General features: G+C 68.5%; 13 protein-coding genes and 2 pseudogenes. 5 read left to right on the forward strand and 10 right to left on the reverse strand.

Annotated features, from left to right (window positions below; translation table 11 throughout):
- Window positions 1–125 precede the first annotated feature (125 nt).
- Window positions 126–1,289 (forward strand): annotated as a pseudogene (tnpC, locus tag J8J14_RS23295) (IS66 family transposase); the annotation flags it as partial.
- Entirely contained in the window at window positions 1,271–1,873 is a 603-nt protein-coding gene (locus J8J14_RS23300; protein ID WP_209381941.1) for a plasmid pRiA4b ORF-3 family protein, read from the forward strand. The pseudogene tnpC and the gene J8J14_RS23300, both read left to right, overlap by 19 nt.
- A gap of 44 nt (window positions 1,874–1,917) precedes the next feature.
- Here J8J14_RS23300 and J8J14_RS23305 read toward each other — a convergent pair whose 3' ends face one another.
- From J8J14_RS23305 to J8J14_RS25555, 6 genes are read right to left on the reverse strand one after another with little or no spacing between them, the layout of a single operon-like run.
- Window positions 1,918–2,262, reverse strand: a complete 345-nt coding sequence (locus J8J14_RS23305) for a TorF family putative porin (RefSeq protein ID WP_209381942.1) — start codon at window positions 2,260–2,262, stop codon at window positions 1,918–1,920.
- A 29-nt stretch (window positions 2,263–2,291) separates the two neighbouring features.
- A complete protein-coding gene (gene kdpC / locus J8J14_RS23310; protein ID WP_209381943.1) occupies window positions 2,292–2,876 on the reverse strand; it encodes a potassium-transporting ATPase subunit KdpC in 585 nt (194 codons plus the stop codon).
- 3 nt (window positions 2,877–2,879) lie between these two features.
- Window positions 2,880–4,943, reverse strand: coding sequence for a potassium-transporting ATPase subunit KdpB (kdpB, locus tag J8J14_RS23315; RefSeq protein WP_408896589.1), 2,064 nt, complete (start codon window positions 4,941–4,943; stop codon window positions 2,880–2,882).
- Between the two features lie 11 nt (window positions 4,944–4,954).
- On the reverse strand, window positions 4,955–6,652 hold the full coding sequence (kdpA, locus tag J8J14_RS23320; protein ID WP_209381944.1) for a potassium-transporting ATPase subunit KdpA: 1,698 nt from the start codon (window positions 6,650–6,652) through the stop codon (window positions 4,955–4,957).
- A 16-nt stretch (window positions 6,653–6,668) separates the two neighbouring features.
- The gene (locus tag J8J14_RS25840; protein ID WP_209381952.1) at window positions 6,669–6,755 is read right to left on the reverse strand and encodes a potassium-transporting ATPase subunit F; all 87 of its coding nucleotides are present in this window, start codon (window positions 6,753–6,755) and stop codon (window positions 6,669–6,671) included.
- A gap of 6 nt (window positions 6,756–6,761) precedes the next feature.
- Window positions 6,762–6,890 (reverse strand): hypothetical protein, encoded by a 129-nt coding sequence (locus tag J8J14_RS25555; protein ID WP_280843019.1) that lies wholly within the window; start codon window positions 6,888–6,890, stop codon window positions 6,762–6,764.
- 531 nt (window positions 6,891–7,421) lie between these two features.
- Here J8J14_RS25555 and J8J14_RS23330 point away from each other — a divergent pair.
- Together J8J14_RS23330 and J8J14_RS23335 are read left to right on the forward strand one after the other, a co-directional pair.
- Complete coding sequence (locus J8J14_RS23330; RefSeq protein WP_209381945.1) at window positions 7,422–10,127, forward strand: sensor histidine kinase; 2,706 nt, start codon at window positions 7,422–7,424, stop codon at window positions 10,125–10,127.
- The gene (locus J8J14_RS23335) at window positions 10,124–10,834 is read left to right on the forward strand and encodes a response regulator (protein ID WP_209381946.1); all 711 of its coding nucleotides are present in this window, start codon (window positions 10,124–10,126) and stop codon (window positions 10,832–10,834) included. Before J8J14_RS23330 ends, J8J14_RS23335 begins: the two co-directional genes overlap by 4 nt.
- A gap of 168 nt (window positions 10,835–11,002) precedes the next feature.
- On the opposite strand, the gene J8J14_RS23340 is transcribed toward J8J14_RS23335, so the two are convergent.
- The 3 genes and pseudogenes from J8J14_RS23340 to J8J14_RS23350 all read right to left on the reverse strand — a co-directional run bounded on the left by J8J14_RS23340 (window position 11,003) and on the right by J8J14_RS23350 (window position 13,981).
- Window positions 11,003–11,944: an IS5 family transposase gene (locus J8J14_RS23340; protein WP_209381947.1), complete on the reverse strand. Its 942-nt coding sequence runs from the start codon at window positions 11,942–11,944 to the stop codon at window positions 11,003–11,005.
- Between the two features lie 95 nt (window positions 11,945–12,039).
- A complete protein-coding gene (locus J8J14_RS23345) occupies window positions 12,040–12,594 on the reverse strand; it encodes a DUF305 domain-containing protein (protein ID WP_209381948.1) in 555 nt (184 codons plus the stop codon).
- A 143-nt stretch (window positions 12,595–12,737) separates the two neighbouring features.
- Window positions 12,738–13,981 (reverse strand): annotated as a pseudogene (locus J8J14_RS23350) (IS3 family transposase).
- A 298-nt stretch (window positions 13,982–14,279) separates the two neighbouring features.
- Here J8J14_RS23350 and J8J14_RS23355 point away from each other — a divergent pair.
- Window positions 14,280–14,561 carry a DUF2171 domain-containing protein gene (locus tag J8J14_RS23355; protein WP_209381949.1) on the forward strand — a complete coding sequence of 94 codons (282 nt, stop codon included), beginning with the start codon at window positions 14,280–14,282 and terminating at the stop codon, window positions 14,559–14,561.
- Window positions 14,562–14,603: 42 nt separating this feature from the next.
- Here the strand turns inward: J8J14_RS23355 and J8J14_RS23360 are convergent, their stop codons facing one another.
- Complete coding sequence (locus J8J14_RS23360; protein WP_342452523.1) at window positions 14,604–14,939, reverse strand: DUF2934 domain-containing protein; 336 nt, start codon at window positions 14,937–14,939, stop codon at window positions 14,604–14,606.
- Window positions 14,940–15,192 lie beyond the last annotated feature (253 nt).

Raw genomic sequence — 15,192 nt, forward strand, 5'->3', positions numbered from 1 at the left:
GCAGATCCGCTGCGCCATCCTGAACACCTTCAACGCCCTCGGTATGCCCGACACCGTCGCCCGCGCCTGATCAGAGCGGGACAGGAACACTCACGCCCTAAGTCTGATTTGCGCAACAACGCCCCTGCGGCGGCGCGCTGCGCAAGGTGGGGGAGGACGTCACCGAAATCCTGGAATACCGGCCCGGCCGGTTCGAGGTGGTCCGCCACGTCCGCCCGGCATTCTCCTGCCGGACCTGCGAGACGATGACGCAGGCCCTCATGCCCTCGCTGCCCATCGAGCGCGGCAGGCCCGGCCCGGGCCTGCTGGCCCATGTGCTGGTCTCGAAGTACTGCGACCACCTGCCCCTCTATCGGCAGACGGAGGTCTACGCCCGGGATGGCCTGGACCTCCCGCGGGGGCTGCTGGCGGGCTGGGTCGGCAGGTCGGCCGAGCTGGCAAGGCCGGTCGCCGAGTTCATCGGCCGCCACGTCCTGGCCGGGGCACGGGTGCACGCCGACGACACGCCGATGCCAATGCTCGTGCCCGGCCGGGGCAGCACCCAGACGGCCCGGTTCTGGGCCTATCTGCGGGACGACCGGCCATTCGGCGGCCCTGACCCGCCCGCGGTGTTCTATGAGTTCACGCCAGACCGGAAGGGGGAGCACCCGCAGCGGCGCCTGCGTGACTTCCGGGGCATCCTGCAGGCTGACGCCTATCCCGGGTTCAACAGCCTCTACGAGGGTGGCCGGGTTGTTGAGGCGGCGTGCTGGACGCATGCGCGGCGCAAGTTCCACGACGTGCTGCTGACCACGAAAAGCCCGCTCGCGCGGGAGGCGATCGAGCGCATGGCCGGGCTGTTCGCGATCGAGGCGGAGATCCATGGCCAGCCTCCGGACGCGCGCCTTGCGGTCCGGCAGGCCCGCTCGGCGCCGCTCATGGCCGACCTGCGGGCCTGGCTGGAGACAACCCTGCGCCGGATCTCCGGTAAGTCGGAGCTGGCCAAGGCCATCCGATACACGCTGACCCAGTGGGCAGCCCTCACCCTGGTCCTGCGCGACGGCCGTGCTTGCCTCAGCAACAACGCCGCCGAGCGCCGCATGCGCCCGCTGGCCCTCGGACGGAAGAACTACCTGTTTGCCGGGTCGATGGAGGGCGGCAGGCGCGCCGGGATCATCTACACCCTGGTCGGCACCGCTGAACTGAACGGCTGGGATCCGCAGGCCTATCTCCGCACCCTGCTCGAGCGCCTCGCCGGGCACCCGATCAACCGTCTCGGTGAGCTGATGCCATGGCACCTGCGGCCCTGACCGCCACAGCCGTCCGGCTGCGCATCACGCTGAAGGGCTCCAAGCCCCCGATCTGGCGCGAGGTGCTCGTCCCCACCAGCATGACCATGCAGACCCTGCACCAGACGATCCAGGCCGCCATGGGCTGGTGGGACGCACACCTGTTCGAGTTCGATGTCGGCGACGAACGGATCGGACTACCCGATCCGGAGTGGGACATGGCCGGGGTGACACCCGCGCGGAGCGTGAAGCTCACCTCGTTGCTACGGCGTGGCGTGCGGCGGTTCACCTATCTCTATGACTTCGGTGACCACTGGGAGCATCTCATCGAGATCAAGCACGAGATCCCGCTCCTCCCCGGTGAGGAGGTCCCGATCCTCCTGGCGGGCGAGCGCCGCTGTCCACCCGAGGACGTCGGCAGCCTGAGCGGGTTTGAGGACTTCCTCGGCGCCATGGCCGACCCAAACCATCCCGAGCACGAAGCCACGACCACCTGGTACGGTGGCCCGTTCGATCCTGCCGATATCGATGAGCCCCGCATCAGCGCGAACTTGGCCGCGATCGCGCGCCGCCGTCAAAGAGGCAAGCCGAGCCGGCGCCTCTGACCCGTTGGCGAAGCCTACGCGTCAAGCCGCAACCAACGCAGTTCTCAGTGCACGCTTACGGTGTAGGCGATCCCACCGACGTCGAGGCTCACCCCGGCGACGGTGGTGCGCCAGCCTGCTAGGGCATCCACCTCCTGCCGGGCATTCGTGCCGAGGAAGGAGACGTTCGAGGTGAAGGCACCGACGTAGAGGCCGCTGGTGTGCTGGATGTCGATCGTGCCCTGGACCGCCGGGCGGTTGCGGGTCTGGCTGATGCCTCGGAACAGGTAGTCGCTCGACACGGTCGGCGTGACGCCGATCGTCAGTCCGGCCCCCTCCAGCTCGAAGGCCTGGGCTGGGGCTGCGGTGCCGAGCAGCGCGAGGCCGCAGAGGACGTGGTGGTTACGCATGGGATCAGTGATCTCTCAGGTCCGTTCGTTCAGCGCGCGGTGTCGAGCGCGAGGTTGAGCCCCAGTACGTTCACGCGCGGGGCGCCGAGGAAGCCGAGGGCCGGAGCAGTGGTGTTCTCCGCCACGATGGCGCGGACGCGCTCCTCCGGCAGGCCGCGCGCCCGAGCCACCCGCGCCACCTGCCGGGCGGCGTTCTCCGGGCTGATGTCGGGATCGAGGCCGGAGCCGGAGGCGGTGATAGCGTCCCCCGGCACGGGCACGGGTCCGGCCTCCGCCACACGCTCCTTCACCGCGTCCAGCAGCACTTGGCTTGTAGGCCCGCGCTGAGATGCGGCGGAGGCGGCGGCGTTGTAGGGCGCGTCCACCGCCTTGCTGCTGTCCTGCGGGTCGGGCGCGCTGGTAGCGGAGGGGCGCGGATGGAAGTAGCGCTCGCCCGTGAAGTTCTGCCCGATGAGCGCGGATCCGACCACGCGCCCGTCGCGCTCGACGAGGGAGCCCCCGGCCTGACGCGGCATGACGGCGCCCGCGAGTTGGGTGAGGATTGCGGGCACTGCCAAGCCGACGATCAGGGTGAAGCCGACGACCATGGTCGCGGCGGGACGAAGGACGGACATGGCTCAGGCGATCCCGAGAAGCTGGAGGATGACGTCAATGATCTTGATCCCGACGAAGGGCGCGACGATGCCGCCCAGCCCGTAGATCAGCAGGTTGCGCCGCAGCAGCGCCGCCGCGCCCGAGGGCGTGTAGCGCACGCCCCGCAGCGCGAGCGGAACGAGGGCCACGATGATCAGCGCGTTGAAAATCACGGCTGAGAGGATCGCGCTCTCGGGGCTGGCCAGGCGCATGAGGTTCAACGCCTGCAGCTCCGGGTATTGCAGCACGAAAATGGCGGGCAAAATGGCGAAGTACTTGGCCACGTCATTGGCGATGGAGAAGGTGGTCAGCGCCCCGCGGGTGATCAGAAGCTGCTTGCCAATCTCCACCACCTCGATGAGCTTGGTAGGGTCGCTGTCCAGGTCCACCATGTTCCCGGCCTCGCGCGCGGCCTGGGTTCCGGTCTGCATGGCCACGCCCACATCGGCCTGGGCCAGGGCAGGCGCGTCGTTCGTGCCGTCCCCGGCCATGGCGACGAGGCGCCCCTGTCCTTGCGCGTCGCGGATGTATTGCAGCTTGTCCTGAGGCGTCGCCTCCGCGATGAAGTCGTCCACCCCGGCTTCCGTCGCGATGGCGGCGGCGGTCAGGCGATTGTCGCCGGTGACCATCACCGTGCGGATGCCCATCCTGCGCAGCGCCGCGAAGCGCTCGCGGATACCGGGCTTGACGATGTCCTTCAGCTCGATGGCGCCGAGGATCCGGTTGTCCTTCGCCACCACCAGCGGCGTGCCGCCCACGCGGGCGATGCGGTCCACCGCCTCCCGCAACGCGGCCGAAACCGCGCCGCCGGTGCTGCGGATGAGCGCCTCTGCCGCGCCCTTGCGATACTGGGTGCCGCCCATGTCCAGGCCGGAGATGCGGGTTTGCGCCGTGAATGACACCACCGTGGCGTTGGCTGGAAGCTCGGGCGGGGTGATGCCGTGCCGGTCCCGCGCGAAGGCGAGGATTGAGCGGCCCTCCGGCGTCTCATCCGCGAGGGAAGATAGCACGGCGGCCTCCGCCAGCTCGCATTCCGCAACCCCCGGCACCGGCACGAAGGCGGCGGCCTGGCGGTTGCCGAGGGTGATGGTGCCGGTCTTGTCCAGCAGCAGCACGTCCACGTCGCCCGCCGCCTCCACCGCGCGGCCGCTCGTCGCCATCACGTTGAAGTGCACCAGCCGGTCCATGCCCGCGATGCCGATGGCCGAGAGCAGGCCGCCGATCGTGGTCGGGATGAGGGTGACCAGAAGGGCCGCCAGCACCGGTACCGAGGGAGGCGTGCCGTTCCAGGATGCAAGGCCGACGACGCTCGTCACTGCGATTAGAAAGATGATCGTCATTCCCGCCAGCAGGATGTCGAGCGCGATCTCGTTCGGCGTCTTCTGGCGGGAGGCACCCTCTACGAGGGAGATCATGCGGTCGATGAACGTGGAGCCGGGCGCTGCGGTGATCCGCACCACGATCCAGTCGGAGACGACCACGGTTCCGCCCGTGACGGCGCTGCGGTCGCCGCCGCTCTCGCGGATCACGGGCGCGCTCTCGCCCGTGACCGCCGCCTCGTTCACGCTGGCGATGCCCTGCACCACCTCGCCGTCCGATGGAATGAGATCGCCTGCCTCGACGAGCACGTGGTCGCCCACGCGCAGCTCGGTCGCGCCGCGCGACTGCCATATGGCGCGCTCATCCGGGCGCACCAGCTGCTTGGCCTGTGTGTCCGTGCGGGCCTTGCGCAGGCTCTCCGCCCGCGCCCGGCCGCGCCCCTCCGCCACCGCCTCAGCGAAGGTGGTGAAAAGGACGGTGAACCAGAGCCAGAGGGCAATCCCGGCCTGGAAGGCCCAGGGCTCGCCATTGAGAGCCGCGCGCGCCGCCAGGATCGTCACCACGGTGGAGACGACTTCGGTGACGAAGATGACGGGATTCCGCAGCAGCGTCACGGGGTTCAGCTTGCGGAAGGCATCCCCGATCGCCCGCGGCAGCAGCGCCGGATCGAGCATCGGCGGACGGGGGCGTGTGGTGGACGCGCCTGAGCCGGTGGTTACGTCGAGCATTCTGGTTGGCCTCAGAAGGTCTTGCCGGCGAGCATGGTGAAGTGCTCCGCGATCGGCCCAAGCGAGAGGGCGGGCAGGAACTGCAGCCCGCCGAGGATAAGGATCACGCCCGCCAGCAGCCCGGCGAAGAGCGGGCCGTGTGTGGGGAAGGTACCCGCGCTGTCCGGCGCCTTGGCCTTGGCCGCGAGGGAGCCGGCGATGGCCATGACAGGCACAGCATAGGCAAAGCGCCCGAGCAGCATCGCGATCCCGAGAGTGGTGTTCAGCCAGGGCGTGTCGGAGGTCAGCCCGCCGAAGGCGGAGCCGTTGTTCCCCGCCGCCGAGGTGTAGGCGTAGAGCATCTCGGAGAGCCCGTGCGGCCCCGCGTCCTGGATCGAGGACGCGGCCGTTGGCAGCACGACCGAGACGGCAGTGAAGCCGAGGATAACGGTCGGCAGAATCAGGACCGCCAGCATGGCCAGCTTGATCTCCCGCGCCTGCACCTTCTTGCCCAGGTACTCCGGCGTCCGCCCCACCATCAGCCCGGCCACGAAGACCGCGATAAGGGCGAAGACGAGGATGCCGTAGAGGCCCGATCCCACGCCGCCCGGCAGAACCTCGCCGAGCTGGATGAGGAACATCGGCACCAGCCCGCCCAGTGGTGTGAAGCTGTCGAGCATCGCGTTCACCGCGCCGCAGGAAGCGCCCGTGGTGGTCGCGGTAAAGAGCGCGACGAGCGGCAGCCCGAAGCGGATGTCCTTGCCCTCCATGTTGCCCATCGCGGGATCCACGCCCAGCGCTGTCAGCAGCGGGTTGCCCGCGGCCTCGGCGGCGTAGATGGCGGCGGTGGCCAAGACGACGAAGCCAACCATCACGGCCAGCAAGGCGCGTCCCTGGCGGATGTCGCCAACAATGCGCCCGAAGGTCAGGCAGAGCGCGAAGGGGATCACGGCCTGCGCCCATATCTGCAGTGCGGTCGCGATCGCGTTTGGCCCTTCGAGCGGATGCACGGAGTTCACGCCGAAGAAGCCGCCACCGTTGGTGCCGAGGTGCTTGATGGCGATCTGGAAGGCGGCCGGGCCGAGCGGGATGGTCTGCTCCGCGCCCTCCAGGGTCGTCGCGGTCACGTAACCCGAGAAAGTCTGGGGAATGCCGAGTGCGACGAAGGCGAGACCCAGCACTACTGCCAGCGGCAGCAGAACGTAGAGCGTGACGCGCGTGAAGTCGGCCCAGAAGTTCCCGAGCTCCCGCACCCCGCCGCGCGCGAAGGCGCGGGAGACAGCCAGGGCAAGCGCGATGCCGGTGGAGGCCGAGAGGAAGTTCTGCACCGCGAGCCCGGCCATCTGAGACAGGTAGGAGGCCGCAACCTCGCCCGAATAGGCCTGCCAGTTGGTATTGGTGACGAAGCTGACCGCCGTGTTGAAGGCGAGCCAGGAGGACATGCCGGAGAGGCCCTGCGGGTTCAGCGGCAGCACGCCCTGCAGCCGCAGAATGGCGAAGAGCAGTACAAAGCCCGCCGCATTGGCCGCGAGCATGGCGAGGGCATAGCCCTTCCAGTCCTGCCCGCGCGCGGGATCGATGCCAGCCACGCGGTAGAGCAGCACCTCGACCGGCCGCAGCCAGGCGACACGGCCGCCAGCGACGGCGGCGATGTAGCGCCCGAGCGGCACGGCGGCCGCCAGCACGAGCGCGAGGACGGACGCGATCTGCGCCCAACCGAGGAGTGTCATGGGTCAGGGGTCCCGATCACAGGCTCTCGGGACGCAGCAGCGCCCACAAGAGATAAGCCAGCAGTCCCGCTGCGGCGCCGCCGCCGACAATGAGGTCGAGCATGGTGCGTCAGACCCGTTCGCAGGCGGCGACATAGGCCGCGAACAGCGCGAAGCTGCCGAGGCCGATGCCGAGCACGAGGATGTCGATCATTGGTGGTCCTCCTGCCGGGATGTTCCCGGCGGTCAGCACCAGCAATGAGAAAACTCGCATAAAGAGGCCATTCGGGTTTCGGGATGTGTCCGTAAAAAGCGTGTAAAATTTGCCGGAAAGCTCAATGGCGGGTCCCGTTTTTATGGAGTTTTTATACTTGGCGGGTGGATGGACGATCGCGTTTTTACGTGCGCAGGGTCACAGCAGAAGGCGTCCGTGGATGGGAGAGGTCCGACATGTCCGCCGCAATGTCGCATCGGCCGGAGGGCTTCGCCGCGGCTCGCCTCGCATCCCGCCATCGGCACCCGGCCAGGAGCCTGCCGCACCCGCTTCGGCGGGCGAGCCCGAGCGCGGTGGCAACCCTGGCGTTCCTTGCGCTCCTGCTTGGGGGTCTCGTGGGAACCCCTGCGATAGGGCTGCGGCCTCCTCCGACCGCGGAGCCGCGTCTGGCCGTCCTCTGGCTGGCGGGGGAGCTCCTCATCGCAGCAACTGGAGTAGCGGTCGGGCTGCTCACCGGAACGAGGCTGGAGGAGTGAGGGCATTGATGCTGGCGTCATCATCTGGCCTCCCCTTCCGTTGAGCGCCCGTGCAGGGCAGGGCCCGGGCGAGCCGTCCCGTCCTAACCCCGACGAGCTCCTCGCCGTGGCGGCGCGGGAGGGTTGGGGGCGGCTGAAGGTGTTCCTCGGCGCTGCACCCGGCGTGGGCAAGACCTACGAGATGCTGACCGTGGCCCGACGCCGCGCGCTGGGCGGCGCCGACATTGTGATTGGGCTCGTGGAGACGCACGGCCGCGCGGAGACTGCCGCACAGGTGGCGGGACTGGAGGTGCTGCCGCGCGCCCGGCTGGACTACCGCGGCCAGGCGTTGGAGGAGTTCGACCTAGACGGCGCGCTCGCCCGCCGCCCCGCCATCCTCGTGCTGGACGAGCTGCCCCATAGCAACGCGCCGGGAAGCCGCCATCCCAAGCGCTGGCAGGACGTGGAGGAACTGCGCGCCGCCGGGATCGAAGTCTGGACGGCGATGAACGTGCAGCACCTGGAGAGCCTGTCCGACGCCGTGGCCCGCATCACCGGCGTGCGCGTGGCCGAGACGGTGCCGGACCACGTGCTGGCCGGGGCCGATTCGGTGGAACTAATCGACATCCCGCCCGCCGAGCTGCTGGAACGGATGCGCCAGGGCAAGGTGTACCGCGCGGATCAGGCCGAGCGCGCCCTGCGCGGCTTTTTCCGCGAGGGCAACCTCGCCGCCCTGCGGGAGATGGCGCTACGCCGCACGGCGGACCGGGTGGATGCCGACGTCACCGGCTACATGCGCGCCAACGCCATCGCGGGTCCATGGCCCGCCGGCGACCGCGTGATGGTGCTGGTCGGGGGCGAGCCCTCGGCCGAGGTCGCGGTCCGGCAGGCCCGCCGGATCGCCGATGCCCTGCGTGCGCCACTGGTGGCACTGCACGTGGAGCGGCCAGCTGCCGCGGACGGCGACCCGGGGCCTGCCCTCCGCCTGGCGGAAACCCTGGGCGCCGAGACAGAGACGGTGGTGGACACCGACCTGCCCCGTGCCATCCTCGTCGCGGCGCGGGCGCGCAACGTGACCAACCTCGTCATAGGCCGCGGCCGGCCACCCCTCTGGCGCCGCCTGACCGGCCGCACCCTGTCCGCTACCCTGCTGCGGCAGGCCTCGGACTTCACCCTCCACCTCATGCCGAGTCCCACGGCGGCAGCCCGCCAGCAGGCAGGGCCCGAGCGGCGCTCCTTCCCCCGGTGGGTCGGCTGGGCCAGCGTCCCGGCCCTGGTGCTGGCGGCGACCGGGATCGGCTACGCACTGGATTCCCGGGTAACGGAAGGGTCGCTCGGGATGGTCTATCTGGTCGCGTCCGTGGCGGCCTCGGTCGCCTTCGGGCCCGCACACGGTGTCTCCGCCGCGGTGCTGTCCTTCCTCTGCTGGAACTTCCTCTTCATCGAGCCGCGCTACACCCTCACCATCGACGGGCCGCAGGAGATCGTGGGCGCGGTCGTCTTCGGCCTTGTTGCCCTCCTCCTGGCGGGCACGGCCGGGCGGCTCGGGCGCACGGTCCGCAGTGCTCAGGCGCGGGTCTTCGGACTGCGTCGCCTCGTCGAGTTCAGCCGGCGCCTCGGCGCGCCGATGGATCGCGCGGCGCTCCTCGCCCTCATCGCCGATGAGGCCGGGCGGATCGCCGGATGCCCCTGCTGCGTCCTGATGCCGCTCTCGGGTGAGGAGGTCCCGGGCCTTGCCCTGCCGCGCGGGCGGCGGCCGGACGACACCGACCTGATCATCCGCGCGGCCTCCCCAACCAGCGCCGAGCCGGACGATGCCTCCATGGCCGCCGCACGTTGGGCATACACCAAGGGGCGCCCGACCGGCTGGGGGACCGACACGCTTCCGGCCGTGTCCTGGTGCTTCCAGCCGCTGCCGACGGCTCAGGGCGTCGCGGGCCTGGTCGGCATCCGCTTCGCTGACCGGTCGGAGCCGCTCGATCCGGAGAGGGAGCGCACGCTGGACGCGCTTCTCGACCAGGCCGCCATAGCCCTGGAACGGGCGGAGCTGATGGAAGAGCGCGCGCGGGGCGCGGTTCGGGCGGAGGCGGAGGCGCTGCGTATCACCCTCCTCACCTCCCTCGGCCATGACCTGCGCACTCCGCTCACGGGAATCCGTGGCTCTTTGGAGACGCTACGGACCATGGGTGACATGCTCTCGCCCGAGGCCCGTGCGGACCTGATCCTCACCGCGGAAGAGGAGACCGCGCGCCTCGCCCGCTTCGCCTCGAATATCCTCGACATGGTCCGGCTCGAGAGCGGACGGGTTCCTCTGCGCCGCGAGCCGATGGACCTGCCCTCCGCCATCGACGACGCCGTGGAGCGAGTAGAACATGCCACGGGCCGCCTTGTGGAACGCCGCATCGACCCGCGCCTGCCCTCTCCCTCGTTGGACCCAGTGCTGTTCGACCAGATCCTGACCAACCTGCTCGACAATGCCCTGAAGTTCTCGGGCGCGGCGGGGCAGGTCGCGGTCGCCGCGCGACGCGATGGGGCGAATATCTTGATCTCCGTCGAGGATGACGGGCCCGGTATCCCACGCGGCGACCTCATGCGAATTTTCGATCCCTTCTTCCGTGCGTCCCGCACCGACCGGATCACCGCGGGCAGCGGCCTCGGCCTTGCCATCGCTCGCGGGCTCGCCCGCGCCATGGGCGGGCAGATCACGGCCGAGAGCCCGATCCGGGCCGGCCGGGGGACACGCATCATCGTCCGGTTCCCCGCATGAGCAGCCCTCTCGCCGACCTTTCCCCGCCCCGCATCCTGGTCGTGGACGACGAGCCACAGATTCACCGCTTTCTCACGCCGGCACTGGCGGCCTCCGGGTACGAGCCCATCCAGGCGGAGAACGCTTCGGCAGGCCTGCGCCTCGCGGCCACCCACGCCCCCGCCGCCATCCTGCTCGACCTCGGGCTGCCGGACCTCGATGGGCAGCAGGTGATCCCCCGCCTGCGCGCCTTCACTGCCGCCCCGATCATCGTCCTCTCCGCGCGTGACGAGGAGTGCGCCAAGGTAACGGCTCTGGACGCCGGAGCGGATGATTTCGTGGAGAAGCCCTTCGCCCTCGCCGAGCTGCTCGCCCGCCTCAGGGCCGCCCTGCGCCGCGCCGCAGCCCACGGGCAGGAGGCGCCGACGCCTCTGGTCCGTGTGGGCCCGCTGGAGATGGACCTTGCCGCTCGCAAGGCGACAATAGGCGGAACGCTCCTTAAGCTGACGCCGCGCGAGTGGGACCTTCTCGCCGCCCTCGCCCGCGCAGGCGCGGGACGCGTGGTGACCCAGCGCCAGCTTCTCTCGGCTGTCTGGGGTCCCGGACATGCCGAGAGCTCGCAATACCTGCGCGTCTATGTCGGGCACCTCCGCCAGAAGCTCGGCGATGCCGCCTCGCTCATCCGGACGGAGCCGGGAGTGGGCTACCGACTGGGCCCGGCGGAGTGAGGCCAAGAGCAGCCTTTATGAGACCTGTGCGCGGAAGGCTTGGTAGCCTCCGTTTTCAGCCGTTCTGGCCAGGTTTTGGGTTTGCGGGGCGTTGGTGAGCGGCAGAGGTCCCGGATTATTCCTGTGGCGGGCGTTCCAGTCCTTCAACGGGCACAGTTCGAGCCTGGCTCACGCAGGCGCACCCCTGAGCAGACGCCAACTGCGGCGAAGGTTGTAGGCCATCGCCGCGAGCCGGACTTGCAGTCCCGCCCGGGCCAGCCCTAACCAGCGCATCCGACGCAAGCCGTAGGAGCGCTTGGCCGTGCCGAACACCTTCTCGATGCGCCCGCGCACCCGGCGTATCTCGGCGTTGTGCGCCTCCAGGCGCGCCAGTGCCGCGGGCCCGCCCCAGGTGCTCTTGTGTGTGACGTGGGGTGTGCCACCGCAGGCGCGGATGGCCGCCTCCGGCTTGCTGCCCGAATAGGCCGTGTCGCCGTACACCGGCCCAGGCGCCTCCGGCAGGATCGCGGCCAGCTCCGCCGCGTCATGGACGTTGGCGGTGGTGACCTCGACCCCACGGATCAGCCCGGCCTCCTGGTCCGTGGCAACATGAGCCTTGTAGCCGTGGACCGGCTTGCGTCGGCGGTGCCCCGCCCAGCGCGCCTCACCGTCGCACCTGATGCTTGCCGACGGCAGAAGCGTCGCATCCACCAGGGTGCCGGTGCGCACCACCACGCCGCGGGCGTCGAGCTGACGGGTGACCGCCTCAAACAACGCCCGATCCAACCCGCGGCGCAACAGCGCGGCGCGAAAGCGGACGAAGGCGGTGCGCTCTGGCGTTGGTTCCTGGGCAGCGAAACCGCAGAACCGGCGGAAGCTGGCGCGGTCATCCAGTGCCTCAGCGAGCCGCACGTCAGAAAGATCGTGCCAGGTGGCCAACAGCAGCGCACGGAACAACGCCAGTGGTGGCCAGCCAAGCTCACCCTTGGCAGATGCCGAGATGTCCGTGAGCAGGCTGTCCAACTCGGCCCAGTCGATCAGGGCGGCAACCTCGTCCAGCGACGTGCCGCCGCGAAGCGGGATTTCGCCAGCGATGGCCAGCCGTTCCTGCCCAATACGCCGTCGCGCCACGACCACCTCCGTCCCGCTCCGAAAAGCATGGAATCAAAGTACGTCGTGTTGGATCAAGCCTTCAGCGCACAGGTCTCATTAGAAGGACATCCGGTCTAGCGTGACGGCCGCAGTGCATCTTCTTCAACGCTTCGGTCGGTTTGCGGCAGTGGCGTGTCGCCGCGCTCACGGTAGGACAGTAGGTCAGGTGCATCCTTAGAAATGGGATACGTTTCTAGCCGAGTGATCAACCGCTTCATCTCGGCTATTTCGCGGACCTGAGCCTCGATGATGCGATCGGCAAGCCTACGGACTTCCGGGTCGCGGATGTGCGCCCTCTCACTCGTCATGATCGCGATCGAGTGGTGCGGAATCATCGCCTTTATATAAGATAGGTCACTGACAGTCTCTTGGCTCCGGACGAGCCACAGCGCCCCGGCAAATACCGCGACGCTACCTAACGCGATACCGATGTTTGCGCTGCGGTTCTTGTACATGCTCCACATGAAGCTGATCATGATTAGCGCCATCGTCGCGCCCATGACGACGGCCATCCAGGTTCTTGTCTGGCTGTAGTGAATATGGTCGAGCGCATAGGTGTTGAGGTACATCAGCCCGAACATGATCACCGTCGAGGTGGCAATCATGGCAGCAAACCGTCCATAGCTCATGATTGTATCTCCTAGTATTCGAGCCAACCAAGGCGAGCGCCATAGGCTTCGACGCTATCCAACATCGCTGCGAGGCATTCAGGCCGCCGGGAACTTGGACCCGCATCCCGCTGAGTCAACGTCGCGTACTGGAGTTACCCCCATCAAACCGGACACGGGGCTGGTTGGGACTGGGCGCGGACGAACTCACGGGGTGAGCGCATTCGCAAGCCTTTATGGGGGTGGACTTCGTTGTAATCATCGATCCAGGCCGGTAGCTGCTGGAGGACGGTGGCGGCGTCGGGCCTGGGATTGATGCGGGCGTAGTCGCGCTTGAGCGTTTTCACGAAGGCCTCGCTGACCCCGTTGCTCTCGGGGCTGCGGACCGGCGTGAAACAGGCCACGAGGTTCAGTGCGACCGCGAAGTCTCGCGTGTCGTGAGCAGCATAGGCCGAGCCATTGTCGGCGAGCCACTGCACGGGATGGGGCGCCCGGAGAGCGGTGAACCGGCGCTCGACGCAGGCCAGCATGAGATCGCGGATCATCTCGCCGCTGATGCCACCGGTGGTGGCGACCCAGGCCATGACCTCCCGGTCGTGGGTGTCGATGGTAAACGCCAGGCGGACGAGCTCGCCGTTCCAGCACGGGATCTCCAGGCCGTCGGAGGACCAGCGCAGGTTCGTGCTGGAGCGATCACCGTTCCCTCATGGGCCCGGATCGGCCGCCGGGTGCCGTAGCGCTGCAGGAGCAGCCCGCCCCGCAGCATCAGCCGGTAGATGCGCTTGTGGTTGAGGGGTCGGCGCCTGAGGCCCGGCGGGCGCGGTTCAGCAGGGCGGTGATCCGGCGGTAGCCATAGGTCGGCCGGGCATCGGTGAGTTGGCGGATTGCCGCGAGCAGCTCGTCGTCGCCCTGGCGCCGGTACCGGCCCCGGGGCTTTGCGCTGCCGCGCACCTGCTCGACCAGGTTGGAGCGGGCCACGCCCAAGGTGTCGGCCACGACCTTCACCGGGAAGCGGCCGGTGGTGGCGACGGCAACTGCCAGACGGGCTTTTTTCCCCGGGCGGCGCTCAACGCCTCCCGCAGGATCTCCACCTCCATGGTCTTGCGCCCCAGCAGGCGCTCCAGGTCACGGATGCGGCCTTCATCTCGCGCAGCCGCCCCGCAGCGACCACGTCGTCATCGGCCTGGATCGCGGCCTTGCCGCCCTCGCTCATGCGCCTTCGTCCGCTACGCGGCCTCAGCCACCCAAACAGCAGGCTCGGGGAGACGCCGTGCAGGCGGGCCACGGCCGAGACCGTCATCCCTGGCTGCATGGTCTCCTCGACCAGCCGCAGTTTCTGCTCGGCAGTGTAGCGGCGTCGCCGCTCGCGGCCGGTGATGATTTCGACGCGCGTCGGGTCGTTCGGCATAGGCGTATGCCCAGGCGTAAGCCTAGGTCCTCGCGGTTACGCCCGGTGTCCGGTCGAAATAGGGGCCACTCCACGTACAGCCCGTTCGGGGCGGAGAGGCTGAACCAGAGATGCCAAGAGAAGCTTGAGAGCCGATTGCGGGCGGTGGGCAGATCAGGACAGGTTCCGTAAGGAGGCAGAGAGAACCGGATTGATGGTTCTGTCAGGTCTCGTGACATATCCTCCATCGCAGATCCTGCATCCACCCATGCGCATGTTTCGTTCTAACCAGGCCCAAAATGGGCCATGGAGAAGACACATGAGCGCCAATGTCCCGAAAATTCGAGAGCACATGGAAATCGTGGGAAGCGACGGCCAGCATGTCGGCACTGTCGACAAAGTCGAGGAGGACCGCATCAAGCTGACCAAGGCTGACGATCCCGATGGCAGCGGCCAACACCACCACTACTTGCCCGTAAGCAGCGTTGGCGAGGTGGATGAGAAGGTTCGGCTCAACATGCCCGCCGGCCGGGCGCGCGAGCTCGCTACGATCAGCGGCGGCACGCGGCCCGCGAGTGGCATGGGCGGCACAACGACCTGACCCTACCTGCTAGCCGCGCGCTGTCCTACGGGTGACGCGCGGCTAGCGCTGCCGCTCCTTTCCACCGGTACCTCGGGGCAAGTCGTTCAACGCCTTCACCGCTGCGGCGGCTTCCCCCGGCGATGCCCCACCCTGATCCGGCGCATTGAGCGTGGGAGAGGCCGCTCCATTGGCGTCGTCGTCCTGCCGAATGGGAGGGGTGTTGTCCGTTGCCGCGACTTCGCGCTCTGCCTGGGCCCAATGGCTTTCGTGCTGCCCATCGGGTCGCCCAGCCTGCTCCCAGATCTGGTGGGCACGCTCACGGATGCGATGGTCGTCCGACATCATCCTCTCCAAACAGTTGGCACAAAGCCTACCCGTTCGCGCGATATCCCACATTAACCTGCGATGACTGGCTGCAGCTGTCGAGATGACTTTCTATGCAGGCTCCAGGCCGTGAGGCGCCGTCAGTTTCTCGTAATGTCCATCCAGCTCGTCCGTGGTGCAGCGATCGGGCGGGAGGACTGCTTAGTCGGCCTTGAATAACCTCCTCAGGCCGTCTGGATCGTAACCGGCTGGTAGTCTGGCCGACCCATTTTCTGAATGAGAGCGCCAAGGAGGGCGATCAAAAGGGTCCTGAGGTGGGCGAGGA

Source organism: Pararoseomonas baculiformis, from assembly GCF_017813395.1.
GTDB classification, from domain to species: domain Bacteria; phylum Pseudomonadota; class Alphaproteobacteria; order Acetobacterales; family Acetobacteraceae; genus Roseomonas; species Roseomonas baculiformis.

Coding starts and splice junctions, on each gene's coding strand:
- J8J14_RS23300 (WP_209381941.1), top strand. CDS start 1,271: ATGGCACCTGCGGCCCTGACCGCCACAGCCGTCCGGCTGCGCATCACG.
- J8J14_RS23305 (WP_209381942.1), bottom strand. CDS start 2,262: ATGCGTAACCACCACGTCCTCTGCGGCCTCGCGCTGCTCGGCACCGCA.
- kdpC (WP_209381943.1), bottom strand. CDS start 2,876: ATGTCCGTCCTTCGTCCCGCCGCGACCATGGTCGTCGGCTTCACCCTG.
- kdpB (WP_408896589.1), bottom strand. CDS start 4,943: ATGCTCGACGTAACCACCGGCTCAGGCGCGTCCACCACACGCCCCCGT.
- kdpA (WP_209381944.1), bottom strand. CDS start 6,652: ATGACACTCCTCGGTTGGGCGCAGATCGCGTCCGTCCTCGCGCTCGTG.
- J8J14_RS25840 (WP_209381952.1), bottom strand. CDS start 6,755: ATGCTCGACCTCATTGTCGGCGGCGGCGCCGCAGCGGGACTGCTGGCT.
- J8J14_RS23335 (WP_209381946.1), top strand. CDS start 10,124: ATGAGCAGCCCTCTCGCCGACCTTTCCCCGCCCCGCATCCTGGTCGTG.
- J8J14_RS23345 (WP_209381948.1), bottom strand. CDS start 12,594: ATGAGCTATGGACGGTTTGCTGCCATGATTGCCACCTCGACGGTGATC.
- J8J14_RS23355 (WP_209381949.1), top strand. CDS start 14,280: ATGAGCGCCAATGTCCCGAAAATTCGAGAGCACATGGAAATCGTGGGA.
- J8J14_RS23360 (WP_342452523.1), bottom strand. CDS start 14,939: ATGTGGGATATCGCGCGAACGGGTAGGCTTTGTGCCAACTGTTTGGAG.